Annotated in this window: 27 protein-coding genes and 1 other RNA gene; 12 read left to right on the top strand and 16 right to left on the bottom strand. The window is 58.4% G+C overall.

Annotated elements, in window-relative coordinates; genetic code table 11:
* Entirely contained in the window at positions 1–939 is a 939-nt protein-coding gene (locus tag ACJU26_RS03060) for an MlaD family protein (RefSeq protein WP_414041086.1), read from the bottom strand.
* Positions 940–1,080: 141 nt separating this feature from the next.
* Between ACJU26_RS03060 and ACJU26_RS03055 the strand changes: the two genes are divergently transcribed.
* From ACJU26_RS03055 to ACJU26_RS03045, 3 genes are read left to right on the top strand one after another with little or no spacing between them, the layout of a single operon-like run.
* On the top strand, positions 1,081–1,734 hold the full coding sequence (locus ACJU26_RS03055) for a protein-L-isoaspartate O-methyltransferase family protein (RefSeq protein WP_414041085.1): 654 nt from the start codon (positions 1,081–1,083) through the stop codon (positions 1,732–1,734).
* Positions 1,735–1,740: 6 nt separating this feature from the next.
* Positions 1,741–2,286, top strand: a complete 546-nt coding sequence (locus ACJU26_RS03050; RefSeq protein WP_414041084.1) for an isochorismatase family protein — start codon at positions 1,741–1,743, stop codon at positions 2,284–2,286.
* A gap of 18 nt (positions 2,287–2,304) precedes the next feature.
* On the top strand, positions 2,305–4,077 hold the full coding sequence (locus ACJU26_RS03045) for a M61 family metallopeptidase (protein WP_414041083.1): 1,773 nt from the start codon (positions 2,305–2,307) through the stop codon (positions 4,075–4,077).
* A 46-nt stretch (positions 4,078–4,123) separates the two neighbouring features.
* Here the strand turns inward: ACJU26_RS03045 and ACJU26_RS03040 are convergent, their stop codons facing one another.
* The 4 genes from ACJU26_RS03040 to ACJU26_RS03025 form a co-directional block, all read right to left on the bottom strand.
* Entirely contained in the window at positions 4,124–4,726 is a 603-nt protein-coding gene (locus ACJU26_RS03040) for a 5-formyltetrahydrofolate cyclo-ligase (protein WP_414041082.1), read from the bottom strand.
* 1 nt (position 4,727) lies between these two features.
* Positions 4,728–4,908, bottom strand: a non-coding RNA gene (ssrS, locus tag ACJU26_RS03035) — 6S RNA.
* Between the two features lie 8 nt (positions 4,909–4,916).
* Complete coding sequence (locus ACJU26_RS03030) at positions 4,917–5,231, bottom strand: cell division protein ZapA (RefSeq protein ID WP_414041081.1); 315 nt, start codon at positions 5,229–5,231, stop codon at positions 4,917–4,919.
* Between the two features lie 19 nt (positions 5,232–5,250).
* Positions 5,251–5,490 (bottom strand): hypothetical protein, encoded by a 240-nt coding sequence (locus ACJU26_RS03025; RefSeq protein WP_414041080.1) that lies wholly within the window; start codon positions 5,488–5,490, stop codon positions 5,251–5,253.
* Between the two features lie 88 nt (positions 5,491–5,578).
* Between ACJU26_RS03025 and mrdA the strand changes: the two genes are divergently transcribed.
* The 4 genes from mrdA to ychF are packed head-to-tail and all read left to right on the top strand — an operon-like array spanning position 5,579 to position 9,850.
* A complete protein-coding gene (gene mrdA / locus ACJU26_RS03020) occupies positions 5,579–7,549 on the top strand; it encodes a penicillin-binding protein 2 (protein ID WP_414041079.1) in 1,971 nt (656 codons plus the stop codon).
* A gap of 12 nt (positions 7,550–7,561) precedes the next feature.
* Positions 7,562–8,173, top strand: coding sequence for a 50S ribosomal protein L25/general stress protein Ctc (locus ACJU26_RS03015; RefSeq protein WP_414041078.1), 612 nt, complete (start codon positions 7,562–7,564; stop codon positions 8,171–8,173).
* A gap of 6 nt (positions 8,174–8,179) precedes the next feature.
* Positions 8,180–8,749, top strand: coding sequence for an aminoacyl-tRNA hydrolase (pth, locus tag ACJU26_RS03010; protein ID WP_414041077.1), 570 nt, complete (start codon positions 8,180–8,182; stop codon positions 8,747–8,749).
* A gap of 9 nt (positions 8,750–8,758) precedes the next feature.
* Entirely contained in the window at positions 8,759–9,850 is a 1,092-nt protein-coding gene (gene ychF, locus ACJU26_RS03005; protein ID WP_414041076.1) for a redox-regulated ATPase YchF, read from the top strand.
* Between the two features lie 43 nt (positions 9,851–9,893).
* On the opposite strand, the gene ACJU26_RS03000 is transcribed toward ychF, so the two are convergent.
* Positions 9,894–10,400: an RNA pyrophosphohydrolase gene (locus ACJU26_RS03000; RefSeq protein ID WP_414041914.1), complete on the bottom strand. Its 507-nt coding sequence runs from the start codon at positions 10,398–10,400 to the stop codon at positions 9,894–9,896.
* Positions 10,401–10,463: 63 nt separating this feature from the next.
* Positions 10,464–11,195: a pseudouridine synthase gene (locus ACJU26_RS02995; protein WP_414041075.1), complete on the bottom strand. Its 732-nt coding sequence runs from the start codon at positions 11,193–11,195 to the stop codon at positions 10,464–10,466.
* A gap of 84 nt (positions 11,196–11,279) precedes the next feature.
* Here ACJU26_RS02995 and ACJU26_RS02990 point away from each other — a divergent pair, with 84 nt between their 5' ends.
* Positions 11,280–12,311, top strand: a complete 1,032-nt coding sequence (locus tag ACJU26_RS02990; RefSeq protein WP_414041074.1) for an agmatine deiminase family protein — start codon at positions 11,280–11,282, stop codon at positions 12,309–12,311.
* Between the two features lie 59 nt (positions 12,312–12,370).
* Here ACJU26_RS02990 and ACJU26_RS02985 read toward each other — a convergent pair whose 3' ends face one another.
* The 7 genes from ACJU26_RS02985 to ACJU26_RS02955 form a co-directional block, all read right to left on the bottom strand.
* Complete coding sequence (locus ACJU26_RS02985; RefSeq protein WP_414041073.1) at positions 12,371–12,796, bottom strand: universal stress protein; 426 nt, start codon at positions 12,794–12,796, stop codon at positions 12,371–12,373.
* A gap of 22 nt (positions 12,797–12,818) precedes the next feature.
* On the bottom strand, positions 12,819–14,363 hold the full coding sequence (locus tag ACJU26_RS02980; protein WP_414041072.1) for a DHA2 family efflux MFS transporter permease subunit: 1,545 nt from the start codon (positions 14,361–14,363) through the stop codon (positions 12,819–12,821).
* Complete coding sequence (locus ACJU26_RS02975; protein WP_414041071.1) at positions 14,360–14,803, bottom strand: MarR family winged helix-turn-helix transcriptional regulator; 444 nt, start codon at positions 14,801–14,803, stop codon at positions 14,360–14,362. The genes ACJU26_RS02980 and ACJU26_RS02975 overlap by 4 nt, the downstream gene beginning before the upstream one ends.
* Positions 14,804–14,943: 140 nt before the next feature.
* Positions 14,944–15,216 carry a hypothetical protein gene (locus ACJU26_RS02970; protein ID WP_414041070.1) on the bottom strand — a complete coding sequence of 91 codons (273 nt, stop codon included), beginning with the start codon at positions 15,214–15,216 and terminating at the stop codon, positions 14,944–14,946.
* A 98-nt stretch (positions 15,217–15,314) separates the two neighbouring features.
* Complete coding sequence (locus tag ACJU26_RS02965) at positions 15,315–16,028, bottom strand: M48 family metallopeptidase (RefSeq protein ID WP_414041069.1); 714 nt, start codon at positions 16,026–16,028, stop codon at positions 15,315–15,317.
* Positions 16,029–16,035: 7 nt separating this feature from the next.
* The gene (locus ACJU26_RS02960) at positions 16,036–16,518 is read right to left on the bottom strand and encodes a TspO/MBR family protein (RefSeq protein ID WP_414041068.1); all 483 of its coding nucleotides are present in this window, start codon (positions 16,516–16,518) and stop codon (positions 16,036–16,038) included.
* Positions 16,519–17,280, bottom strand: a complete 762-nt coding sequence (locus tag ACJU26_RS02955) for a hypothetical protein (protein ID WP_414041067.1) — start codon at positions 17,278–17,280, stop codon at positions 16,519–16,521.
* Between the two features lie 282 nt (positions 17,281–17,562).
* Here ACJU26_RS02955 and carA point away from each other — a divergent pair, with 282 nt between their 5' ends.
* The 4 genes from carA (at position 17,563) to ACJU26_RS02935 (ending at position 23,413) form a co-directional block, all read left to right on the top strand.
* Positions 17,563–18,705, top strand: coding sequence for a glutamine-hydrolyzing carbamoyl-phosphate synthase small subunit (gene carA / locus ACJU26_RS02950; protein ID WP_414041066.1), 1,143 nt, complete (start codon positions 17,563–17,565; stop codon positions 18,703–18,705).
* The gene (gene carB, locus ACJU26_RS02945) at positions 18,698–21,916 is read left to right on the top strand and encodes a carbamoyl-phosphate synthase large subunit (RefSeq protein WP_414041065.1); all 3,219 of its coding nucleotides are present in this window, start codon (positions 18,698–18,700) and stop codon (positions 21,914–21,916) included. Before carA ends, carB begins: the two co-directional genes overlap by 8 nt.
* Positions 21,917–21,934: 18 nt before the next feature.
* Positions 21,935–22,411, top strand: coding sequence for a transcription elongation factor GreA (gene greA / locus ACJU26_RS02940; RefSeq protein WP_414041064.1), 477 nt, complete (start codon positions 21,935–21,937; stop codon positions 22,409–22,411).
* A gap of 171 nt (positions 22,412–22,582) precedes the next feature.
* Entirely contained in the window at positions 22,583–23,413 is an 831-nt protein-coding gene (locus ACJU26_RS02935; protein WP_414041063.1) for an undecaprenyl-diphosphate phosphatase, read from the top strand.
* Between the two features lie 4 nt (positions 23,414–23,417).
* Here the strand turns inward: ACJU26_RS02935 and ACJU26_RS02930 are convergent, their stop codons facing one another.
* Positions 23,418–24,605 (bottom strand): MFS transporter, encoded by a 1,188-nt coding sequence (locus ACJU26_RS02930; RefSeq protein ID WP_414041913.1) that lies wholly within the window; start codon positions 24,603–24,605, stop codon positions 23,418–23,420.
* 37 nt (positions 24,606–24,642) lie between these two features.
* Complete coding sequence (locus tag ACJU26_RS02925) at positions 24,643–25,623, bottom strand: heme o synthase (protein WP_414041062.1); 981 nt, start codon at positions 25,621–25,623, stop codon at positions 24,643–24,645.
* Positions 25,624–25,632 lie beyond the last annotated feature (9 nt).

The raw sequence follows: 25,632 nt of genomic DNA, 5'->3' as shown, positions 1-25,632 counted from the left end.
TCAGTGTGCTCCTGCAGAAAAACCAGACTCCCCGGGACCGGGTGGCGGCCCCTGGGTGCCATAAATCAGGGACTGAGGCGATTGTTTCAAGGACTGGCTAAGCTCCGAAAACGCTGCACTGCTGTGCAGCAGGCTTTGGGTCAAGCGGTTCACCTGGGGAAGGGTTTGATAATTGAGCGTATTGATGGCTTGCTCACTGGCTGTGCCGAGTTTTTGCAGGGATGCCGCCGCCTGGGTCGCGCTGGTCAGCGGTTTTTGGGCATTGACCGCCAGCACATTCAGGTGCTGAATCAGTTGATGGCTGGCCAGCATGGTGGACTGAGTAGCCGCGACCATGGCCGGAAGCGCCTTGAGGGCTGGCATCATGGCATTTTCCATTTGCACCAGATCCTGGGTGGCTTGATCCAGATGGGTCAGGGTCTGACCGAAACGCGCCCGATTCCGGTCATTGAGCAAATCATTCAGACGATCGGCCAGTTCATTGCTGCGGTTGACCAGGGACTCGCCGTTACGGGACAGGACTTCGAAGAAACTCGGGTGCATGGGGATTTCTGGCACCTTGCCAGGCTTGGTGATGATGGGCGCGAAATCGGTCCCCTGGTCGGACAAAGACAAATAACTGAGTCCGGTGACCCCCTGAGGGGCCAGCTCCGCAAAAGTCGCCCGGGTAATGGGTGTGGATTTGTCGACTTTGATTCTTATCCGGATCATGCGGGGATTGCGCGGATCCAAGCCGATAGCGGTCACCTCCCCCACCCGCACCCCCTTGAAACGCACCGGAGCCTGGAGACCAAGGCCGGCGACACTGTAGGGTGAAATCACGTCAAAATCCACTCCGGGCTTTTCGCTGTGGTGCATCCACAACCCCACGATAGCCACGGCAATGCCCAGTACCAGCAAAAAGACCACAGCGACCAAGGCGTGCGCACGACTTTCCAAGAAGGTGACTCCTGCATCCAGTATCCGCCTATTGGAGCACAGGAAACGGTACAAGCCAATCTTCTGCAAGCATCAGCGACCATTGACTTGCCCGAAGACCCATGACTAAATGAGCCGAATTCACTGGAGCCCCTGCAAGTTATGGACTTTGATACCCTGCGCCGTACCATGATCGACACGCAAATTCGCACCTGGGATGTGCTGGATCCGCGCGTTCTGGCCATCATCATGGAAGTCAAACGGGAGTTGTTTGTCCCTAGTGCCTACCGGCATCTGGCCTTTGCGGATTTCGCCATGCCCATTGCTCACGGCGAATACATGTGGACCCCCAAGATGGAAGCGCGGGTTCTGCAGGAACTGGATCTGCGCGAACATCATCGGGTGTTGGAAATTGGTACGGGTACGGGCTACCTGACGGCACTCATGGCGCGGCTCTCCGGCATGGTGCATAGCATCGAAGACCGCAACGATCTCGCTCAACAGGCCGAAGGTCATCTGGGCGTGCAAGGGATTCACAATGCCCAGATCCATGTCGGCGATGGTTCGGCGGGCTGGGCCAGTCACGCGCCTTATGATGCCATCTGCATTACCGGCTCCCTGCCGGTCCTGCCAGAGGCCTTCAAGAAACAATTGGCCGTGGGCGGGCGTTTACTGGCCATCATCGGCACGGGTCCGGCCATGCACGTGCGGCGCATCACCCGTAGCCAACAGGACACCTATGAAAGCAGCGATCTTTTTGAAACGGAAGTCCCGCCCCTGCGCCATGTTCCGGCACCTCGTCCTTTTGTTTTTTGAGGAAACATGCGCATAGAAGCCCGGCAGAGCCTGCTCCTCAATATAGATATGCAAGATCGCCTGCTGGGCGCCATTCCCGAGGCAGAGCGCAATCAGGCCATCCAAAACAGCACCCGCCTGCTGGCAGCGGCGGCGGCCCTGGAAATTCCCCGTCTGGCTACAGCACAATATCCCCAGGGATTAGGGCCGATTCGTGAAGACCTTCGCGCATACTGTCCTCAGACTTTTGCCAAGACCGCCTTTTCCTGCTGGCGGGATCCTGTGATTCGCGAATGGCTGGAAAAGCGCAAGGATCGCCCGCAAGTGATCATAACGGGTGTGGAAACCCATATTTGCGTTCTGCAAACGGCCCTGGACCTGCACAGCGCCGGCTGGCAGCCCATTGTCGTCGCCGATGCCTGCGCCAGCCGTGACAGTAGCAAGGCCGAGTCCGCTCTCTGGCGCCTCCGTCAGGAGGGCATTACGGTGGCGGTGGCGGAGTCGGTTTTTTATGAATGGCTGGGGGATGCCGCTCATCCCCAATTTCGTAGCCTCGCCCCGGTCTGGCGCTGAAACGGAGTCATCCTCACCATGCAATCCTCCATCCGCTATACCATCGAACTGGAACCTCACGCCCATCTGTTTCGGGTTGTGCTGGATATTGCTGAACCGGATCCGGACGGGCAGGTGCTGGCCTTGCCGGCCTGGGTTCCGGGCAGCTATACCATCCGCGACCTGGCCCGGCACATAATCGAGATTACGGCAGAATCCCCGGGAGAAACGGTCGCCTTGCGCAAAATCGCCACCGATCGCTGGATCAGCGCGCCAAGCAGGGGAGCACTGCGGGTATCCTACCGGGTATATGCCCTGGATCAATCGGTGCGCACGGCCTTTCTGGATCATCTGGGCGGATTTTTTAATGGCCCTGCCCTGTTTTTACGGGTGCTGGGCCAGGAACAATGCCGTCATTTCCTGTCCATCAGCGGTCCGGAGAACTGGCAGCTGGCCACGTCCATGCCCCGCGTATCCGGCGCAACCTGGGGTTGGGGAGATTTCCAGGCCGAAAACTATCGGGCGTTCATCGACCATCCCATGCTGATGGGCACCCTCACCCTGCTGAATTTCGAGGCGGGAGGACTCCCTCACTACCTGCTGATTCAGGGAAGCCATGACGCCGATCTGCAGGCGCTGGGCCGTGATCTCGCCCGCATTTGCACCTGGCAGCAGAATTTCTGGGGAGAGTCCCCCTTTCGGGAATATCATTTTCTGTGCAAGGCGCGCAGTGATGACTATGGTGGTCTGGAACATCGGGCCTCCAGCGCCCTCGTCTGCGGCCGAGATGACCTGAATGGTCGTGACCCGAAAAAATATCGCCGCTTTCTGGGGCTGGTCAGCCATGAATACTTTCACGGCTGGCTGGTTCAGGCTATTCAGCCTGCCGTGTTCAGCGCCAGCAATCTGGACCGGGCCGAGCTGTCCCGGGATTTGTGGGTATTCGAGGGAATCACTTCCTATTATGATGATTTATGCCTCTGTCGGGCTGGACTCCTTTCCACCGAACAATACCTGCAAGGTTTGGCCAAGGAATGGACCCGTCTGCAACGCCGCCCCGGACAATTTCTGCAGAGTGTTGCCGAATCCAGCGAGGATGCCTGGCTCAAGCTGTATCACCCCCACGTCAACAGCGCCAATTTTGAAATCAGTTATTACAACAAGGGAGCGCTGCTGGCCCTGTGTCTGGACCTGAGCCTGCGTCTGGAAAGCGAAGGCAAGCAATCCCTGGACACCCTCCTGGCCCGCCTCTGGAAGGATTACGGACAGACCAAACGGCCCTTGCCGGAAGGCGCCGCCCTGTCACTGATCGCCGATATGGCCGGTCCCGACATGGCTCTTCAGGTACAAAGCTGGCTGGAAGCTCGCGCCGAGCTCCCTCTGGCCGCCTTGCTGGCGCGTCTGGGCATCGCCCTGCACCAGCGCCCGGCCAGCAGTCTCAGCGATGAGGGCGGTGAAGATGCCAGCGCCTTGCCCACGGCCTGGATCGGGGCGCATTGGCAGCCCCACGCTCTGGGCGTGCAAATGCGCCAGATAGTTTCGGGCAGCCCGGCCGAACAGGCAGGTCTGTCCCCCGAGGACATCATCCTCGCCCTGGAGGGACAGCGGGCCACACCGGAAAAATTCGCGGAAAAAATCGGCAGCAGCATTCCGGGCTGTCCGCTGCAACTCCAGTATTTCCGCGATGACGTGCTTTACAGCACGCAGATCACGCCGGTCACCCCCGTGCAGAACACCTTCTGGCTGGAATGCCTGGAAGACGTCGATGCCGTCGTCCGCGCCCGCCGTGACGCCTGGCTGGCATCAGCATGAGCCTGCATTTCTGGATATTTCATGCCCTCATCGTCCTGGTGAGGCGTCAAGGGCGCATCCGGTAACAGGTCTGGTCGGTACACACCATGCCGAGAGGAACGTCCCAGGGCTCGCGGGGAATATGCGCCACCTGCTGAAAGGCATGGCCCACACCCAACAGATGTGGATGCTGCCAATGTTCGCGATGGGACAGACTGGCGAGGCTGCGGTCATAAAATCCACCGCCCATGCCGAGGCGATATCCCTCTGCATCAAAAGCCACCAGCGGCAGGATCAGCAAGTCCAGATCCTGCGGCGCCAGCAGCGCCTCTGCGGCCACCTGGGGTTCGGGAATGCGAAAACCATTGGGGTGCATCCGGCTATTGGCATGGAAAGGCGCAAAGCGCAATTTTTGGGCAAAGCTCCCGGACAATACCGGCAAGTAAAAATGTTTGTGCAAGCTGAGACGATGGTAGAGCAGTGGCAGTGGGTTGATTTCACCCTGCATGGGCCAGTAAAGGGCAATGCGCCGGGCTTTTTGGTAGTGCCGAAGCTGCAAAATTTGCCGGCAAAGACCCAGGGATGCCTGCTGCAATGCGTGGGGAGAAAGGGACTGGCGCTGCTGCCGTATTTTTTTTCGCAAGTCGCTCTTGGTACTGTCTGAAAACAAAAAACCTCCCGCGATGGTCGTGTGGCCCGCTACCCCCAGAACCTGGTAAACAGGTGGGAGTCCACACACCGCTTTAGGCTACGCCACAAGGGCACTGCACACCGCGATGATGACTGGGGACTCCCTGGATAGACAGTATTGGTTCAGGAATCGTCTCGGCCACTCGTGCCTCGCAGGAGGCAAGTTCAAGCTACTCTGAGCCCCTGGCTCTGTCAACCAGTTGCTGCAGGCGTTGCTCCACCATCCGCAAGTCCTGCTCCCGGTCCTCCAAGGCTTGCCGGGTGCGCTGCAGATCGGCAGCCAGATTCACGGCCACCATCAAGGCGATTCTCTCCCGATTCAGCAACTTGCCGCGGCTGCGCGTTGCCTCCAGTTGCTGATTGAGCAGCCGCACCGCTTCCAGCAGGAGTTCCTGTTCTTCGTCCGCGCAAGGGACCTGATAATGCTGATCCAGCAGGGTGACCGTGATCTGCTTTACGGAATGTGTGGATTTTGCTTCGGACACCGCCTTCTCCCTGATGATTTTATAGATCGTTTTCCCAGCAGTTGACCTCTGCCAGCAACTCGTTCAGACGCAGGCAGATTTCCTCCTGGCGCTCCTGCAGCACCCGGTTTTCCGCTTTCAGTTTTTGAATCTGGGCCTGAAGGGCTTGCATGGAATGGCGGTTGCGGCCCTCACCTTCCAGTTGCCGACGCAATCCGCGATAATCCGTGATAGCATTCTCCAACTCCGCAAACAGGGACTCATATCGGGATTCTAACACTGCGCCACCCACTTTTTGCCGGACATTCCGGTAGCGAGTTTACGAAGCGCCTCCGTCATTTGCAAATTGAAGCAGGTTTTTTGCACCCATGCCCTTATCCGAATCCTTGAAACGTAGCCGTAGCTTCCGCTTTCGCCTGGGGGTCGCGGCCATCCTGATGCTCTTGGCCATACTGGCCTTGATATTGCGGATTGTGGATCTGCAGGTGCTGCATTATTCCCGGTTTCGTAAACTGGCTTATGACAATCATGTGGCCTTGGTCCCCTTGTCGCCGCCACGGGGTTTGATTCTGGCCGATCATGGTGAGGTTTTGGCCGAGAATCTCCCCACCTATGCACTGGAAATCACTCCCGATCAGGTGCCGCATCTGCAGCAGTGTCTGGAATATTTACAGCATCTGCTGCATTTGAGCCCCGAGGATCTGCAGCAATTTGCCGCCAGGCGCGCTGGAAAACCCGACTTTGATCCCATCGTCCTCAAGGCGGAGCTTAATCCGACGCAGATTGCTGCGGTGTCCGTCCGCGCCATGGAATTACCGGGAGTGCGTATTGTCGCCATGCTCCATCGTCATTATCCTTATAACGCCTTGTTTTCCCATGTGGTGGGATATGTGGGGCCGCTCACCGCTGCCGATCTCAAGGATTTTCATGCCAGTCAATATGTGGGCCGCAATTATATTGGCAAAAACGGTCTGGAGCGCTATTACGAGCGCCAACTGCGGGGGATCATGGGCTATGAAATCAAGGACATCAATGCGCGCGGCTTGCCGGTAGGCACCCTTCGCCAGATTGCCGCCCATCCGGGCAGCAACCTGGTCACCCACCTGCGGCTGCGGGTTCAGGAAGCGGGCGCCAAGGCCCTGCAGGATAAAGGGTATCGCGGCGCGGTCATTGCCATGAATCCCCAAAATGGGGGGATTCTGGCCATGGTGACCAGCCCCAGCTTCAATGCCAACTGGTTTGTGGATGGCATCAGCAGCAAGCACTGGCAAGCCTTGCTCGACAATCCAGGGCGACCACTGATGAACCGGGCGGATAATGGCTTGTATCCTCCGGGTTCCTGCGCGAAACCTTTTTATACCATCCAGGCCGTACAGGAGGGGGTGATCAGTCCCGACTTTCACACCTACTGTCCCGGCAATTACCAGCTCGGTGGCCATACCTACTGGGACTGGAATCGGAACGGATTCGGCGATACGGGCATCACCAAGGCGCTGGCCTGGTCCGTTGATGTTTTCTACTACAAACTGGCCGCCAAAATGGGCATCAATATGCAGGATAACGCCCTGTGGCGCTTCGGTTTTGGCCAAAAAACACCCATCGACCTGCCGGGTGGCGCCAGCGGTCTGGTTCCCACTCCGGCCTGGAAGCGCGCCCATCTGCATGCTCCCTGGTATACGGGGGATTCGGTGATTCTGGGGATTGGGCAGGGTTATCTGCTGGAAACCCCCTTGCAACTGGTGCGCGCCGTAGCGGCTCTAGCCAATGGCGGATATCTGGTTCAACCCCAGGTTGCCAAGGCTTTCATTGACCCGCAAAGCGGCAAGACCATCCCCATTCCCAATGCCGCGCCGGTGAATCTGCATATTTCCGCTGAGGCCATGCATGCGGTGCATCTGGGCATGGAAGCCTGCGTCAATACGGGCACCTGCCATACGGTCAGCATTCCGGGCATCAGCATTGCCGGCAAGACCGGAACGGCGCAGGTACCCATGGGCTACAAAAATGGCCGCACCATTTACAACAATGATTCCCTCTTCATTGGCTGGGCTCCCCTGGATCACCCCAAAATCGCCGTGGCCGTGGTGGTGGAAAACGGCGGCTACAATGCCTGGCAAGCCCTGCCGGTGGCGCGGGCGGTGATCAAGGCCTACCTGCAACCGGGTCAAAACCCTTCAACCGACGCTACGCAAGGCTTGCCTGCCACCCAATCGGCCCAAAAACCCGCAAAAGAACCGGCAAAGCTTGCTCAATCGGCAAGCGCGCATTATGATGCGCCCCTTAGTCATGGGGAGAAAGGTTCTGTCAACCCTCGCCCCGCTCGATCCACGACACAATAAGGAGTCCTGACAATGACAGATTTTGTGATTGCGGCCATGCCGCGTGAAGACAGCGGTCGCCGTTCCAGCCGCCGTCTGCGCCGTACGGGCATGGTTCCGGCCGTGTTGTATGGAGATAACAAGCCTGCGACCAGCCTCGGCATTGAAGCCCGTCTGCTGCGCAAACTCCTGGCTGACGAACGTGCCTATGCCCATGTCATTACCCTCGAATTCCCCAAGGGTAAGGAAACGGCCCTGATCCGCGACATCCAGATGCATCCCTACAAGGAAGAAGTCCTGCACATGGATTTCATGCGGGTTCATGCCGGTGAAAAGGTGCGCCTGCATGTGCCGATTCATTTCCTCCACGAAACCACCTGTGCCGGCGTCAAGGCCGGTGGCGTCTTACATCGGGCCCTGAACGATGTCGAAGTGGAGGCTCCCGTGGATCGCCTGCCCGAAGCCCTTGAGGTGGACATTGCTCAACTGGAAAAGGGCGAGAGTCTGCACTTGTCCCAAATCAACGTACCGGCAGGGGTAATCCTGATTCCGTTGCAGCATGATGACGACAAGGAAATCGTCTCCATCCATAATCCCCGTACCGGCGCTGAAGCGGAAGAAACGCCCGAAGCTGCTGCCGAGTGAGGTAAAATGGACTGGTTGCTGGCGGGGCTGGGTAATCCCGGGGCTGAATACGCCCGCACTCGCCACAACGCTGGTTTCTGGGCGCTCCAGACCTTTGCAGAAAGGACTGGAGCGTCCTTGCGTATGGAGTCGCGCTGGCACTGCCTGGCTGCCATTGTGCAGAATTCAGGACAACAACTGGGCTTGTGCATGCCCCAGGATTTCATGAACCGCAGCGGTGCTGCTGTGCAGGCCATGGCGGCTTTTTACAAGGTTCCGGCGGCGCGTATTCTGGTGATTCACGACGATCTTGATTTGCCCCCCGGTACCGCTCGACTGAAATGGAGTGGCGGGCATGGTGGTCATAACGGCCTGCGCGATCTGGACCGGGCACTGGGAACCCGGGATTACTGGCGCCTGCGCATCGGTATCGGCCATCCGGGGCACAAGGATGCGGTCCTCCACTATGTACTGGGTGCCGCACCGGCAGCGGAGCAATCGGCCATTGATGCCGCCATTGACCGCAGCTTGGCGGTTCTCCCGGACTTTCTCAACGGGCGCAGCGATGCGGCTCAAAAAACCCTGCACAGCGATTAGGAGTGTGATATGGCTTTGGCCTGTGGCATCGTCGGGCTTCCCAACGTGGGAAAATCCACCCTCTTCAATGCGATCACCAAGGCCGGTATCGCAGCGGAAAATTATCCTTTCTGCACCATCGAGCCCAATGTCGGCCTGGTGTCCGTACCGGACCCCCGCCTGCAGGCGCTGACGGAAATCGTCAAACCCCAGAATGTCGTGCCGGCAAGCATGGAATTCGTGGATATTGCCGGACTGGTGGCTGGCGCCGCCCAAGGTGAGGGGCTGGGAAACCAGTTTCTCGCGCATATTCGGGAAACCGATGCCATTGCCCTGGTCACCCGCTGTTTTGCCGATCCCAATGTGGTCCATGTCAGTGGCCAGGTGGATCCAGTGGCGGATCTGGATACCGTCCTGACCGAACTGATTCTGGCCGACATCAGCACGGTCGAAAAGGCGCAGGCTCGGGTGGCCCGTCAGGCCAAGGGCGGCAACAAGGAGGCTGTCGCCGAAGCTGCCGTCATGGCCCGCCTGCTGCCCCATCTCAACAGTGGCAAGCCGGCAGCGAGCCTCGACCTGAGCGTCGAAGAAAAAGCCCATTTGCGCGGGCTGTTTCTGCTCACCATGAAACCCATGATGGTCATTGCCAATGTGGCCGAAAACGAAATTCAGGAGGGTCCCTGGCGCCCTCTTCTGGAAACCTGGGCGGCGGAACATCATGCCAGTGTGGTCCCGGTCTGTGCCGCCATTGAATCCGAACTGGCGGAGCTGGAGCCCGACGAGCAAAACGCTTTTCTGCAGGATCTGGGCCTGGAAGAACCGGGACTGAATCGCATCATCCGCGCCGCCTATGGCCTGCTCGGCTTGCAGACCTATTTCACGGCCGGCGTCAAGGAAGTACGGGCCTGGACCATTCCGGTTGGCGCGACGGCCCCCCAGGCGGCAGGCGTCATTCACAGCGATTTCGAAAGGGGTTTCATTCGAGCCCAAACCATCGCCTACGCCGACTTCATCCAGTACCGGGGTGAGCAGGGCGCCAGGGAAGCCGGCAAAATGCGTGCCGAAGGCAAGGAATATGTGGTACACGATGGGGACGTGCTGAATTTCCTGTTTAATGTTTGACCACAAAAAGCGACTTCCGGGATCCTGAACCCTGCAATTCCGTCTAGAGCCCTGTCTGCCTCGAATCCCCGGTATCTGGAGGCGGTCCAATATTAATCAGTGGCGCCAGTTCCTGCAGTGCCTGCCAGTAAACCCGTCGCTTGAAGGCGATGATTTCCCGGGCCGGCATCCAGTAGTCCACCCAGCGCCAGGTTTCAAATTCCGGGTGCTGGGTGGTCAGGGTATTGATTTCGGCTTCATCCCCTTCAAAGCGCAGCAAGAACCAGATTTGTTTCTGCCCCCGATAACGGCGCCGCTGCGCCCGATGCCGGGAACAGGGCACTTCATAGCGCAACCATCCCTGGGTGCGGCCGATGATACAGACATTGGCCGTACCCACTTCTTCTTCCAGCTCCCGGAACATGGCCTGTTCCGGCGTTTCTGATCGATCGATGCCACCCTGGGGAAACTGCCAGGCGTTCTCTCCCCGGCGTTTGGCCCACAACACCTGATTATGTTCATTGCAAATAATCATGCCCACATTGGGGCGATAGCCGTCTGCGTCTATCATATTCATCGTCTCTACCGATGCCTTTTGCATAATATAACACGCGGCAGGACGAACGTCAGTCTGTCACAGGGGGTTTCCAGACCATGATTCACCCTCCTCCCGCCATTCATTTTCCGTGAGTTCCCGCCACTGTCCGGAAGCCAGATCCCCCAGGGTGAAGGGGCCAAAAGCCTCTCTGTGCAAACTCAGCACCCGGTTGTCCAGCGCCGCAAATATCCGCCGCACTTCGTGGTAACGCCCTTCATAGAGGGTCAATCGCAGTTCCACGGCACTGAGCGGGGTCATCTGGGCAGCCTTGCAGGGACTGCTCTCACCCTCCAGCAGCAAGGTACCCGAAGCCAGGATGGCCGCTTCATCGCCACGCAGAGGATTTTGCAACAGCACCCGATAACGGCGCGGGATGGCGTAACGGGGACTGGTCCAGCGATGCAACCAGTCGCCATCATCAGTCAGCAGCAACACTCCGCTGGTTTCGCGATCCAGACGCCCCACGCTGCTGAAGCTGGGGCGACGATACCGCCAGCGCGGCGGGAAATCCTGGTAGATGGCGCGGGGATCATCATGAGCACAGACCTTGCCGAGGGGCTTGTGATAGAGCACATAAAGGGGATAGGGATGATCCAGAGCCTCATCATCCACCTGCAAGCTGGCGGGGTCCACCTTGACCGAAGCCTTGCGCAGCGGCATCCCGTCCGCCAACACCCGGCCTTCTCGCAGCAGGTCCCGCACCTCCGAACGACTGCAGTAACCCAGTCGGGAAAGCAAATGATCCAATCGTTCGCCAGGGTGCGCCATGGACAGAGTTTACCCTGTCGGAATGGCTGACGAAAACCCATGAATTGCCTATGATGGGCCTATCGCTTCAGGAAGGAATCCACCATGCAGTCAAGCTACACCCTCCCCGCCGAATGGGCCGCCCAGTGGGGCGTCCAACTGACCTGGCCCCACCCCGAAAGTGCCTGGGCGCCGCGCCTGGCGCAAGTACTTCCGGTTTTTGTGCAGATCGCCCGGGAAATCAGCCTGCGTGAGCATCTCGTGATCGCCTGTCATGACCCGGACAGCCTGCGCGACTGCGAAAAACGCCTGCAGGATGCCCAGGCCAACATGGCCCATTGCCATCTGTATCTGGTCCCCAGCAATGATTCCTGGGCACGGGATCATGGCCCCATCACCCTCAGAAATGCGGCAGGGCAGCGTAAAATGATGGATTTTGCCTTCAATGCCTGGGGACTCAAGTTTCGCGCCGACCTGGACAACCAGGTCACCCGCCGCCTCTACGTCCAGCAAGCATATGGGGATTGCCACCTGGAAATTTCCGGGATGGTGCTGGAGGGCGGCAGCATTGAAAGTGATGGTCAAGGCACTCTGCTGACGACCAGCGCCTGCCTGCTCTCGGCCAATCGCAATCCCCAGTGGTGCGTTGCAGAAATTGAAGCGGCCCTCTGTGAACAGCTCGGCATGAAGCGGGTCCTTTGGCTGCACAGTGGCCACCTGGAAGGCGATGACACCGATGCGCACATAGATACGCTGGCGCGCTTCTGCAATCCCCGGACCATCGCTTATCAGAGCTGTGATGACCCCAATGACAGCCATTTTGCCGCCCTGCAACAGATGGCCGCCGAATTGAGCGCCCTGCGCAGCGCCGATGACCAGGCCTACCACCTCATTCCCCTGCCCTGGGCGCAGGCACAATGGGACGAAGACGATAACCGTCTCCCCTTGACCTACGCGAATTTTTTGATCCTCAACGGAGCGGTATTGATGCCGGTTTATGAAGATCCTGCCGATCAGATCGCCCTTCAGCGCCTGCAGTCCGCTTTTCCCGATCGTCAGATCATTCCCGTTCCCTGCCTGGAGCTGGTCCGGCAACACGGCAGTCTGCATTGCGTCACCATGCAAATACCGGAGTAATGTCCATGCCAGCCTTGTTTACCGCCATAACGCCATTTTTCAATGGCTCCCGCCTTCAACTATTTGGCGATCAGGATGCTGCAGGGCAGGCTTCTGAGCAGGGCTTTGGCGACGGAACCTTCCAGCCAGTGGCCGAAGGAAAATTGGGGGATGTGACCAAGCACCAGCAAATCCGTATGGATCTTTCGTGCATACTGGGCAATGACTTCCGCAGGGCTGCCCTCCACCGCCTCGACCTCTACCCGGAGTCCCCTTTCCCGGAGGGTTGTCGCGGCCTCGGCAAGCCGGGCGCGCATGGTCTGCCCTTCCCGGCCCAGCAGATCTTCGGCGCCCGCCGCCTGGCCAATAGCCATCCCGCCGGTACTGACAATGGCCCCGAACAAATGCAGTTCTGCTTGCATCAGCGTCGCCAGTTCGGCACCCTGCTCCAGGGCCAGATCACTGGAAGCACTCCCGTCGTAAGCCACCATCACTTTCCGGTACATATTGATTCTCCTTGATATCCTGTCAATCCATGACCGCCTCTGCGGGAGCGCCAGCCGCTGCCCGTTTCGGGCTGCGAATGATCAGCAATAATGGGAAAATAGCCAGGGTCATCATCAACATCAACCAGAAATCGTCGATATAGGCAATCATGCTCGCCTGCCGGGTAAGTTCCGTATTCAACAACGCCTGCCCCAGGCTGCTGTGGGGGTTATACAGTTCCGCCACGGCGGGATTCTGGAAACCCGGATTGCGCCCGTCCATATGCGCCGCCAGCGTGGAATGGGCAATCTGGGTATTGCGGGTCAGCAGGGTCTCCACCAGGGATATCCCCAGACTGCTGCCCACATTGCGCACCAGGCTGTAGATGGCCGTGCCGTTGGCACGCATTTGCGGATCGAGGGTGGCAAAGGTGGCCGTGCTCAGGGGCACGAAAACCAGACCAATCCCCAGGCCCTGCCAGACACCGGGCCAGATGATGTCCGCCTGACTGATGACCAGACTGTAACCCTGCATTTCCCAGAGGGAAAAGGCAGTGATGCCAAAACCGATGGCCAGCAAGAGCCGCAGATCCACCTTGCCCACCAGGCGACCGACGATGAGCATGGCCAGCATGGTGCCCAGGCCGCTGGGCGCGGTCACCCAGCCCGCCGCCTCGGCGGTGTAGCCCATGAGATCCTGGAGCATGGTGGGGATCAGGGCGCGGGAGGCGAAGAGCACCACGCCGACAATGAAGATAAACAGCAGGCCGGTGACATAATTGCGGTTGAGAATCAGACGATAATCAAAAAACGACCGTTCCGGCGGGGTCCGCCAGGTATGCCAGAGAAAATAGAGGGCTCCAAAACCAGCCAGATAGGCTTCCACCCAGATTTCCACCGAACTGAACCAATCGAGATGCTGTCCTCTATCCAGCAGCAATTGCAAGCCGCCGATGGCAATGCTCAGACTGACGAAACCGGCCATGTCGAAGCGCATGCCACGCCCCGGCATATCCTTGGGGAAGGAGTTCCAGATCCCCCAGAGAGCCATCATCCCCACGGGGACATTGATGAAAAACACCCAGCGCCAACCCAGGCTGTCGGTGAGCCAGCCCCCCAAGGTCGGACCAACGATGGGCCCCACCATGACTCCCATGCCCCACAGGGCCATGGCCGAGCCCTGTTTTTCCCGGGGATTGATGTCCAGGAGGGTGGTTTGGGAAAGCGGCACCAGGGCAGCGCCAAAGGCTCCCTGAAAGACCCGGGCCAGGACGATCTCAAAGAGGGAGGTGGAAATGCCGCACCACATGGAAGAGAGGGTAAAGCCCGCCACCGAGGCCAGCAAGATCGTGCGCTTGCCAAAGCGATCCACCAACCAGCCGGTCAGGGGGGTGGCTATGGCCGTTGCGACGATATAGGAAGTCAGCACCCAGCCAATCTGGTTGAGGGAGGCCGACAAACTGCCCTTCATATGGGGCAGCGCCACATTGGCGATGGTGCTGTCCAGGGTCTGCATGACGGTGGCCAGCATGATGGACAGGGTGATCAGACCGCGATTCAGACCAGCCGTTTCCGAGGCGGTGTTCATGGGCCGGGCTCTTCGAGGCGGTGCTGCAGGTCATGAAGCAGCTCCGTCATCTGGCGCAGCATTTCCACATCCAGATCCCGAAGTTTTTCCTGACGGAACGCCCGCGCTACCCGCCGTACTTCTGCATACACCTCAGCCCCCTCGCTGGTGAGCCGAACCCGGCGAATACGGCGATCATGGGGATCCACTTCCCGGCGAATCAGACCGGCACGTTGTAAACGATCCAGCATGGCTACCACGGTGGGCTGCTCTACCGACAGGCAGTGGGCCAGTTCGGTTTGCATCAGCGGTTCACGGGCCTTGGCCAGATAGGCAATACTCATCCAGCTCGCCTGACTGAGGCCCAGCCCTTTCAGGCGCCGATCCAAGGCATGTCGCCATGCCCGGGCGGTATCATGCAGCGCGAGGGCAAAGTCCTGTTGTAATTGATCAAGTTGCATCGGCCTAGTCCTGAGCGGGCATATACTGAGATGGCTTATACTTAACCATCTAAGTAATTTCAAGCAAAAAAACCATCCTGAACTCCGAGAAGTTGTCCGGTATGCGTTTATCCCGGAAACAGCGCTTTCAGCCTTGAGGCTCAGGCGATTTTCTTGCCTTCGATTTCCACCCGGATATGCACCTTGTTGGAAAAGCGCCCGCTAAAGGGGCCGATACCTACATGACCAATGGTAAAATAGGCCGCCGAATGTTCGGGATCAATCCGATAGGTACCACTGGGATTTCCGGTCAGAGCATGGTAATGCTTGGCAGGAGCAGCCGTCGCCGCCTGGGCTGTATTGATCCCCATGGCCCAGGCCAAACCCAGTGCCGCAGAAAACATCAACAATTGCTTTGATGGTCTGGTTTGCATTTCTTATCTCCTCTTTCAAGCACTCTCACCGACCATAGCGCGCGGAACGCTCTGCGTACAGTGGGTATTTCACCGTAAGCTTCCAGAATATTCCCATCTTATCGCGAATAGCCGTCGCGGAGCTGATTTTTCACGGTTCGCCAGCCGGGCATGGCCCCATCCAGGATACGCTTGAAACGCGCATTATGGAGGCGCTCCAGCAAATGTGCCATTTCATGCACCACCACATATTTCAAACAGATTGGCGGATAGCGGGCAAGTTCCAGACCCAGCCAAATGCGCCGCGCACGAATATTACAGGTACCCCAGCGGGTCTTCATGCGTTTCACACCCCATTCTGCCACCTGCACTCCCAGAATCGGTTCATAATGGGCAATCATCCCTGGAATGTGTGATTTGAGGGTCTGGCGATGCCAATCCAGCATGAGGGCTTCACGTTCGGCGCGCGAAGCCTCTGGCCGACAATACAGATTTATTCCTGATGATGCGTGCAATTCGATGCGGCCTCTACCACTCACCGGATGGATCTGAAGTGGATAGTCCACACCTAAGTAGGTATGTATTTCTCCCGAGCGGTATTGCAGAACCGGGGAAGCTTTCTGATTTTGAAATTGATGCTGATGATTTTTGATCCAGGACAGACGCGCCAGAATGGCCGCATGAACGGCACTGTCCGACATGCTCCAGGGAGCGCTGACTCGCACCTGTCCATCCGGAGGGTACACCATGATCCGCAAGTTTTTGATGGTCTTGCGGGTCAGTTGCACGTGCAGATCACTCACCTGCAATAAGGTTTGTTCCGTAAGCCGCATGGAAGTATCAAGAAGAGCGATTTAGTCGGTAAGTAGCGGCATTGAGATACAGCGCCACGCCCAACCACAGGACATAAGGGACCAGCAGCCAGGCTGCCAGCGGACTGATCTGGGCAAAAACCATCATACAAGCCAGGACCAGCAACAGGAGCAGGAGCAAATCCACCAGCGCCCCAAGTATCTGATGCTGATTGAAAAACAGCCATGACCAGAGCGCATTACTCACCAATTGCAGGCCATAGAGGCTTAACCCAGCCAGTCGCAAGGGACTTTCCGGTCGGGTATATACCAGCGCCGCAGAAAAAGCCATGAGCATGTACAGCAAGGTCCAGACCACCGGAAACACCCAGGGCGGCGGGGTACCCTTGGGTTTTTGCAGACGTGCATGCCAGGCATCGGGCCGAAACAGCGACCCCGTGGTGGCTACACCCAAGGTGATTGCCAGGCTGATCAGGGAAACCAGTGCAAAGTGGTGGATAAACATCTGCATTTAGGGGTTTGTGGAGGTTCCCGGGATCCCCACGGAAGCCTTCCACTGCTGCATTTTACTGATCAGCGGCGACTCGGCGCAGGACTGCGCGCTGAGGGAACTACAGGCACTGGCCCACTCACTGGTGACCCCGAAAAATTTGGAAGCGGATTGCATTTGCTGGGCCTGGGCACCAGTCGCTGTGCTACTCATGCTCTGATACTGCGCAGCGCGGGTTTTGGCCCAAGCCGATACATTCAGCCAACAGCTGCTTTGGGCACTGGAACTCAAGGCCGCGCATTTGGCACTGTCCTGACGTGCCTTGCGCATGTCTTCCTGCCATTTTCCGGAAAATGCTGAAGTGGCTGTGCTGATGCTCCGATGCACAGAATTTTGTGCCTGACTGACAGCCTGATTCGCCGAGTTTTTGGCATTGCTCAGAGTTCGGGGCAGCGCTTGGGTGACTGACTTTGTTGCGGAACTGATGGCGGATGTTGACGGAGCCAAGGGAGTCAAGGGCAATGCCGTGGAAGCGTAACTCACGCTGGGTACCGCAGGACTGGCCGGGGTGCTCGGCGCTGGACGCGACGGGGTGGGGACTTGAACTCTGGCGGAGGGCACTTCACTAGAAGGTGCTCTGTAGAGGGATGGGGTCGGTATGGCCGAGGGGACGGGATAGGTATTTTCCGCCTGCGGGGTCAATCCGTTATTGGTGGCCGAACCGCAGCCCGACAAAGCCAGCACCACGCCTGCAAACAACAGCGAACCCTGAAAACGACGCATACGGAACGACTCCTTTGGGAATTATGCCTACCTGATCATGAATGCAAGCTTACCATCACTTGTCGCACACTCAAGCAGTTATCTTTATGTTAAAGCCCCCAATCCCTCGACACAGCAGAGATCGCGGATCTAGTCCAGGGCTTAAACCTTCAAGACGGCCGATGCCTGGGTGGCCATGCTTGCGTTGACCCGTGCCCGGCATATCTTTAGAATAAGGCTAATCTATGCGGGAGGGGACACCCTCCCTTTTTTGCATCTTCACATGGTAGACGAGGTGAGAAAGTGCAGGCGGTCCTGGCATTGGCAGACGGCAGTATCTACCGGGGTACAGGCTTTGGCAGCAGCGGCCTCGCCGCTGGTGAAATCTGTTTCAACACGGCGATGACCGGTTACCAGGAGATTTTGACCGATCCGTCCTATCGCGGCCAGATTGTCACCCTGACTTATCCCCACATCGGCAATACCGGCATCAATCCTGAAGACATGGAAGGCGCGCAAGTATTCTGTTCCGCCCTGGTCCTGCGCAACATGCCCCGTACTCCCAGTAACTGGCGCAGCCAGCAGAACCTTCCCGATTTTCTGGCCGAGCAGGGCATCCCCGCCATCGCGGGCATGGATACCCGCGCCCTCACCCGCCGCCTGCGCAATGGCGGTGCTCAGAATGCGGCCCTGCTGGTGGGTGCGCAGGTGGATGAACAAGAAGCCCTGAGCGCAGCGCGCCGCTTTCCCGGCCTGCTGGGCCGAGACCTCGTCCAGGGCGTGGCTGCGCAACAGCCTTCAGAATGGCTCCTGGCCAGCGGTCTGCCTGAACAGGCTTATCAGGGGCAACCCATCACCCATGCCAAGCATCATGTCGTGGTCTACGATTTCGGCAAAAAGAACAATATCCTGCGCCTGCTTGCCGACCGCGCCTGCCGGGTCACCCTGGTGCCCGCCAAAACGCCAGCGGCAGAAGTGATGGCCCTGCATCCCGATGGGGTGCTGTTCTCCAACGGTCCAGGAGATCCCGATGCTCTGGACTATGCCCAAGAGACCATGCGCGAAATCATCACAGCACGCATACCCACCTTTGGGCTCTGCCTGGGACATCAATTGCTCGGCCTGGCCCTGGGAGCGAAAACCATCAAAATGAAATTCGGGCATCATGGTGCCAACCATCCGGTGAAAGACCTGCGTACTGGACGGGTGTTGATTACCAGTCAGAATCACGGCTTTGCCGTGGACGCCCAAACGCTGCCCGGTGCTGTGCGCATTACCCATACTTCCCTGTTCGATGGCAGCCTGCAGGGCATGGCGCATAAGGATCTCCCGGTATTCTCCTTTCAGGGGCACCCGGAAGCCGGCCCTGGTCCTCACGATGCCAGTATCATTTTCGATGAGTTCGTGATGGCCATGCAGCAACACGGAGCAGCGGCCCATGCCTAAACGCCAGGACATTCACAGCGTTTTGCTGATTGGTGCCGGTCCCATTGTGATTGGTCAGGCTTGTGAGTTCGATTACTCGGGGGTCCAGGCCTGCAAGGCGCTGCGCGAGGAAGGCTGCCGGGTCATTCTGGTGAATTCCAATCCGGCGACCATCATGACCGATACCCAAACGGCCGATGCGACCTATATTGAACCCGTCGAGTGGCGGACGGTGGCACGCATCATCGAAATGGAGCGCCCGGATGCCATTCTCCCGACCATGGGCGGGCAGACGGCCCTGAATTGCGCCCTGGATCTGCACCGGGAAGGCATTCTCGACAAATTCGGGGTGCGTCTGATCGGTGCTTCGGTAGAGGCCATTCGCGAAGCCGAGGATCGCGGTCTGTTCAAAAAAGCCATGCAGGAAATCGGCCTGGAGGTCGCCCGTTCCGCCTTCGGCCATGACATGGACGGGGCTCGCCAGATTGCCGAGGACATCGGCTTCCCGGTGATCATTCGGCCTTCATTCACCCTGGGCGGGACGGGCGGCGGTATTGCCTACAATCGGGAGGAATTTGAGGACATCGCCTCCCGCGGTCTGGAAGCCAGTCCGACCCATGAAATTCTCATTGAAGAATCCATCATCGGCTGGAAAGAATTCGAGATGGAAGTGGTCCGGGACCAGGCCGACAATTGTATCATCGTCTGCTCCATCGAAAATCTCGATCCCATGGGCATTCATACCGGCGACTCCATTACCGTGGCCCCTGCCCAGACGCTGACGGATCGGGAATATCAGCGGATGCGCGATGCCTCCATTGCCGTTCTGCGCCGCATTGGTGTGGATACGGGTGGTTCCAATGTGCAGTTTGCCGTCAATCCGGCGGATGGTCGACTGATCATCATCGAGATGAATCCGCGGGTTTCGCGTTCCTCGGCGCTGGCCTCCAAGGCGACGGGTTTCCCCATCGCCAAAATCGCGGCCAAGCTGGCACTGGGCTACACCCTGGATGAATTGCGCAATGATATCACCCAGGCGACACCGGCCAGTTTTGAACCGACCATTGATTATGTGGTCACCAAAATACCCCGCTTTGCCTTCGAGAAATTCCCCGAAGCGGATGCGCACCTGACCACCCAGATGAAATCCGTGGGAGAGGTCATGGCCATCGGTCGGAGCTTTCAGGAATCCCTACAAAAAGCCCTGCGCGGTCTGGAAACCGGGGTGGATGGCCTGGATGAAAAACTGAGCGGCAATGATCCGGAAACCCTGCAGAAATTGGAGCAGGAAATGCGCGTCCCGGGGCCTGAGCGCCTCTGGTATCTGGCCGATGCCGTTCGGCGCGGCTGGGATCAGGACAAAATCCAGCAGATGACCCGCATTGATCCCTGGTTCCTCGAACAAATCATCGAAATCATCCAGCAGGAAGAACGCTTGCGGGGAATGCCCCTGGCCAGCCTGAACGCAGCCCGCCTGCGCGATCTCAAAAGCATGGGCTTTTCCGATCGTCGCCTCGCCCGGCTGCTGGGTTGCCGCGAATCCCAGTTGCGCGAGCAGCGTCACAAATTGGGCATTCGCCCCGTGTACAAACGGGTGGACACCTGTGCGGCCGAATTCCACTCCCCTACTCCCTACCTCTACTCCACCTATGAAACGGAATGCGAGGCGGAGCCCGGAAACCAGCCCAAAATCATGATCCTGGGCGGTGGTCCCAATCGCATCGGTCAGGGTATCGAATTTGACTACTGCTGCGTACACGCCAGCATGGCGCTGCATGCGGACGGATTTGAAACCATCATGGTCAATTGTAATCCGGAAACGGTTTCTACCGATTATGACACTTCCGATCGTCTGTATTTTGAGCCGCTGACCCTGGAGGATGTGCTGGAAATCGTCGCCGTGGAAAAACCCCAGGGCGTCATCGTCCAATTTGGTGGGCAAACCCCTCTGAAACTGGCCAACGACCTCGAAGCCGCCGGCGTGCCCATCATCGGGACGACCCCAGACTCCATCGATCTGGCCGAAGATCGCGAACGCTTCCAGCAACTGCTGCAACGTCTGGGTCTGCGGCAGCCGGAAAATGCCATTGCCCGCAGCGCTCCGGAAGCGTTGAGCAAGGCCCGGGAACTGGGTTATCCCCTGGTGGTGCGTCCCTCCTATGTACTGGGTGGGCGCGCCATGCGCATTGTTTACGCGGAAGCAGATCTGCAGCGCTATATGGAAGAGGCCGTGCGTATTTCCAACGACCAGCCCATTCTCCTGGACCGTTTTCTCAACGATGCCCTGGAAGTGGACATCGACGCGGTGGCCGATCAGGATGGACACGTCGTGGTGGCGGGCATCATGGAGCACATCGAGCAGGCAGGGGTGCATAGTGGTGATTCTGCCTGTTGTTTGCCACCCTACTCTCTCTCCGAAGAGATCCAGACAGAATTGCGTCGCCAAACCGTGGAGCTGGCCCTGGCCCTGGGAGTGGTGGGTCTGATGAACTGTCAGTTTGCCGTACAGGAAGACCGGATTTACGTTCTGGAAGTCAATCCGCGCGCCTCCCGCACCGTGCCTTTTGTCTCCAAGGCCATCGGTTGGCCCCTGGCCAAAATTGCCTCGCGTTGCATGACCGGGCAGACCCTGAAGGCCCAGGGAGTACCGGGAATCCCCAATCCTCCCCATTTCAGCGTCAAGGAAGCGGTGTTTCCCTTCATCAAATTCCCCGGCGTCGATATTCTGCTGGGTCCCGAGATGAAATCCACTGGCGAAGTCATGGGCATCGGCGCCAGTTTTGGGGAAGCTTTCCTCAAGGCGCAGATGGGCGCCGGAGAACATTTTCCCTCCTCAGGTACCGTATTCATCAGTGTTCGGGATGCCGACAAGGACAAGCTCGTGCCTGCCGCACGCACCCTGGCCGATCTGGGTTTCCAGTTGATTGCTACCCGAGGAACTGCCGAACATCTGCGTCGGCAGGGTTTGAATGTAACGACCGTCAACAAGGTCACCGAAGGGCGGCCGCACATTGTGGATGCCATCAAAAATGGTAAAGTACAAATCATCATCAATACCGTGGATGAACGCCAGTCGGTCCGTGATTCCTTCAGTATCCGTCGGGCGGCACTACAGATGGGCCTGACCTATTACACCACCCTGGCTGGTGCCATTGCCGGCGCCGAAGCCATCCGTGCCCTGATGCGAGAAGAACGCAGCGTGCTTCGTCTTCAGGATTTGCAACACAATTAACCAGTTCGAGAGGTAAACATGAGCGATAAAGTCCCTATGACTGTCATCGGCGCGCAACGCTTGCGCGAAGAATTACAACGGCTGAAATCGGTAGAGCGGCCCGCCGTCATCGAGGCCATTGCCGAAGCCCGGGCCAAGGGAGACCTCTCGGAAAATGCGGAATATGATGCCGCCAAGGAACAGCAGGCCTTCATTGAAGGACGGATTCGCGAGGTGGAGGATTTTCTCGCCCGCGCCCAGATCATCGATCCCAAGACCCTGAACACCGGCGGGAAAATTGTCTTTGCGGCGACCGTTGATCTGGAAGATGCGGATGGCAAGGAAGTGACCTACCAGATCGTTGGAGATGCCGAAGCCGACATCAAGGAAAACAAGATATCCATCAGTTCGCCCATTGCCCGCGCGCTGATCGGCAAACACGAAGGTGACCTGGTCGAAGTGCGCGCCCCCGCCGGAACCCGGGAGTACACCATTCTTGCCGTACGCTACGAATAGCGCAACCGGGATCTGACAATCGCCATGGATGCCTTGCCATGACTTTACCCGGAACCTTGATGTGCTGAACCTCCGTGCGGGAGGGGAACTGTTGCGCGTGTAACTGCGGCACAACCCATTTTTCTGCCACTGCCGAATCATATCGGCGGTCAAATCTTCCGAGGACTTCTCGTGATTCATCATATCTACCTGTTGCTACTGGCCATGCTGCAAGGAGTGACCGAACTCTTTCCCATCTCCAGCCTGGGACATATCATCCTGGTCCCGGCCCTGCTGCACTGGCCCATCAATCGCGATGCCGAATGGTTTTTGCCTTTTGTCGTGGTTCTGCATCTGGCTACGGCGGCGGCACTGTTGCTGTTTTTCTGGAAAGAGTGGGCGGCGCTGATTGGCGGTTTTGTGCAGGCGCGGGGAAAGCCCAGCAATCCCCAGTCACGCCTGTTATGGATACTGTTCATTGCCTCCATTCCCGCCGGTATTCTGGGACTGCTCCTCGCCCACAAAATCAAAAATCTGTTTGGCGGCTTCACTTTTGCCGCCGTTGCCCTGATGATCAACGGCGTCATGCTGATCTGGGGCGACCGGCTGCGCTCCCGTCATCCCAGTCATTCACTGGATAATCTCAGCTGGATGCGCGCCATCATCATCGGCTTTGCCCAATCCATGGCGCTGATTCCCGGGTTTTCCCGTTCCGGGGCCACTCTGGTGGCGGGCATTGGGGTGGGACTGGATTACGAAAATTCGGCGCGCTTTTCCTTTTTGTTGGCAACCCCCATCATTGCCGCTGCGGGCGCACTGGAAGTCCCCAAATTATTCCACGCCCACATGCAAAGTGGCTTGCTGGGCACCATTTTCCTGGCAGGAGCCCTCGCCGGACTCTGTGCCTGGGGTTCTGTCTGGTTTTTGATGCATTATTTTCACAAGCATGAAGTCACCGCCCTGCGCCCCTTTGGCATTTATTGCATCGGTTTCGGGGCGCTGGCACTACTGATCGGCGGCTAAAAACTCAGGAATGATTGTCCGGCGAAAGGAGTAAGGCCATCCGTTTACCATTCCAGCTCTGGATGGCCAGCAGGATGCCCACGGCAGTGAGGATATAAAACACGCCCTGATCTCCGGCGATCCCCAGACCCCAGCCGCCCACGACACCGCCCACAAATATGCCCAGAAACTGCAGCATGGAATACACCCCACTGGCGGCGCCCCTTTGTTCGGGACGCGTACTGCGACTCATCAACGAGGGCAAAATCGCCGAAGCAATGTTGTAGCCCGTAAAGAAAATCACCGCGCCAATGCCTACGGGCCAGAAATGTCCCGATTCCAGCCCCATGATCAAGGCACCTACCGCAATGGTCAGGCCGCTGACAATCAGCATCTGACCGTGCTGCTTGTTTTTTTCGGCATGAATGACCGGAAAAAGCATGGCCACTACCGACAGCAGCATCACCGGCAAATACACTTCCCAGATACCACTTTCAGGAATGTGCATGGCATGGACCAGTTCCGGAGAGAGCACCACAAAGCTGGCGCCGAGGACCATCTGCAAAATAAAAATACCCACACTGGCGGTAAGCACGGGCGGATAGAGGAACATGTGCATGGCATCTGCCCAGCTACCCATGCGGTTTTGCCGGGCCTGATCGATGGGTGGGATGATTTTCCAAAGCGGATACAAGGCCAGCACGCCTAAAGCCGCTGCCACCAGAAACACCCCCGTCAACCCCCAGAGGCCATAAAATACCGGACCAATGGCAATCCCCAGCACATAGGCCACAGCAATACTACCACCAATGGCCGCCATGGCCTTGGTGCGGTGCTGATCACCCGTCAGATCCCCGGCCGTCGCCAGGAGCACCGAAGAAACCGCACCGGCACCTTGCAGCAAGCGTGCCAGGATAATGCCATAGATATTGTGAGTGACCGCGCCCAGCAAGGAACCCAGAATAAAGAGCAGGATCCCGAAAACCAGGACTTTTTTCCGGCCAAAACGGTCCGAGGCGGCCCCAAAGGGAAACTGCAGTGCCGCCTGGGCCAGTCCATACACGCCAATGGCCAGGCCCAGCAACAAGGGGGTGCTGTAACGTAACTGGTCATTATCCAGGGCCAGCACCGGCATGAGCATAAAAAGCCCGAGCATACGCGCGACATAAATAAAGCTCAGGCCGCTGACGGCCCGTTTTTCCAACGGGCTCATGGCCGGACCCTTGACCCGGCCATGCCGTCCTTTTTGTTCAGAAGTTGAAGCCATAACCCATCACCAATTTACCCAGGATCAAAGCAGTATAAAGCAAGAACAGGTAAGAGATGGAATAGGCGAACATGCTGCGGGCGTATTGGTCCATTTCCGGTCCTTCAGGCAGGGCCTTGAGGCGCAGGGCCATGCCCACAAACCAGGCCCCCGAAAGCCAGGCAATCCCGCCATAGATCCAGTCGCCGGTGAGGAAGGCCGGGACCAGACTCACTACCCAGGTGAGGACGGCGTAGTTGAGCACTTCCCGCCGGGTGCGGTCGATGCCGTGGGTGCAGGGCAGCATGGGAATGCAGGCCTTGGCGTAGTCGCGCCGGCAGTTGATGGCCAGGGGCCAGAAGTGGGCCGGCGTCCAGACAAAGACCAGCAGTACCAGCACCACCGGGAGAACGGCCAGGCTGCCGGTGATGGCGGTCCAGCCGATCAGGGGCGGCAAGGCCCCCGCCAGCCCACCCCAGACAATGTTCCAGGGAGTGCTGGGCTTGAGGTAGAGGGTGTAGACCACGCCGTAGCCGACGGTTCCCGCCAGGGTGAGGACCAGGGTCAGGGGATTGGTGCCCCAGGCGAGAATGGCGATGGCGGCACTCATCAGCAGAATGGCGTAGAGGATGGCGCCACGGCGGCTGATGCGGCCTTCGGCCAGGGGCCGGTGCAGGGTGCGACGCATGTGCTGGTCCAACCCCGGTTCGACGATCTGGTTGAGCACGCCGCCGGCTCCACCCGCCAGGGCAATGCCCAGCAGTCCGGCCAAGGCCGCCTGCCAGTGCATCAGGGCGTGGGGGGCAAGAATCTCGCCGACCGCAGCGGTGAATACGAGCAGGGAGACCACCCGGGCCTTGGCCAGAACCCAGAGGTCATGGAGCAGGAGACCAGGGCGGAAACGGTTTTGAAGACCTTCCGCGCCCGCGACGGGGAGAAGGTCCTCCGGGCCGCGGGGAGTGGGCGTGATAAGGGAGCTTTTCATGATCGGTTC

It is taken from the genome of Acidithiobacillus sp. M4-SHS-6 (assembly GCF_047421495.1).
GTDB lineage: Bacteria > Pseudomonadota > Gammaproteobacteria > Acidithiobacillales > Acidithiobacillaceae > Acidithiobacillus.
The sequence above is the reverse complement of the archived record's forward strand: the minus strand, read 5'-3'. Positions and strand labels throughout refer to the sequence as shown.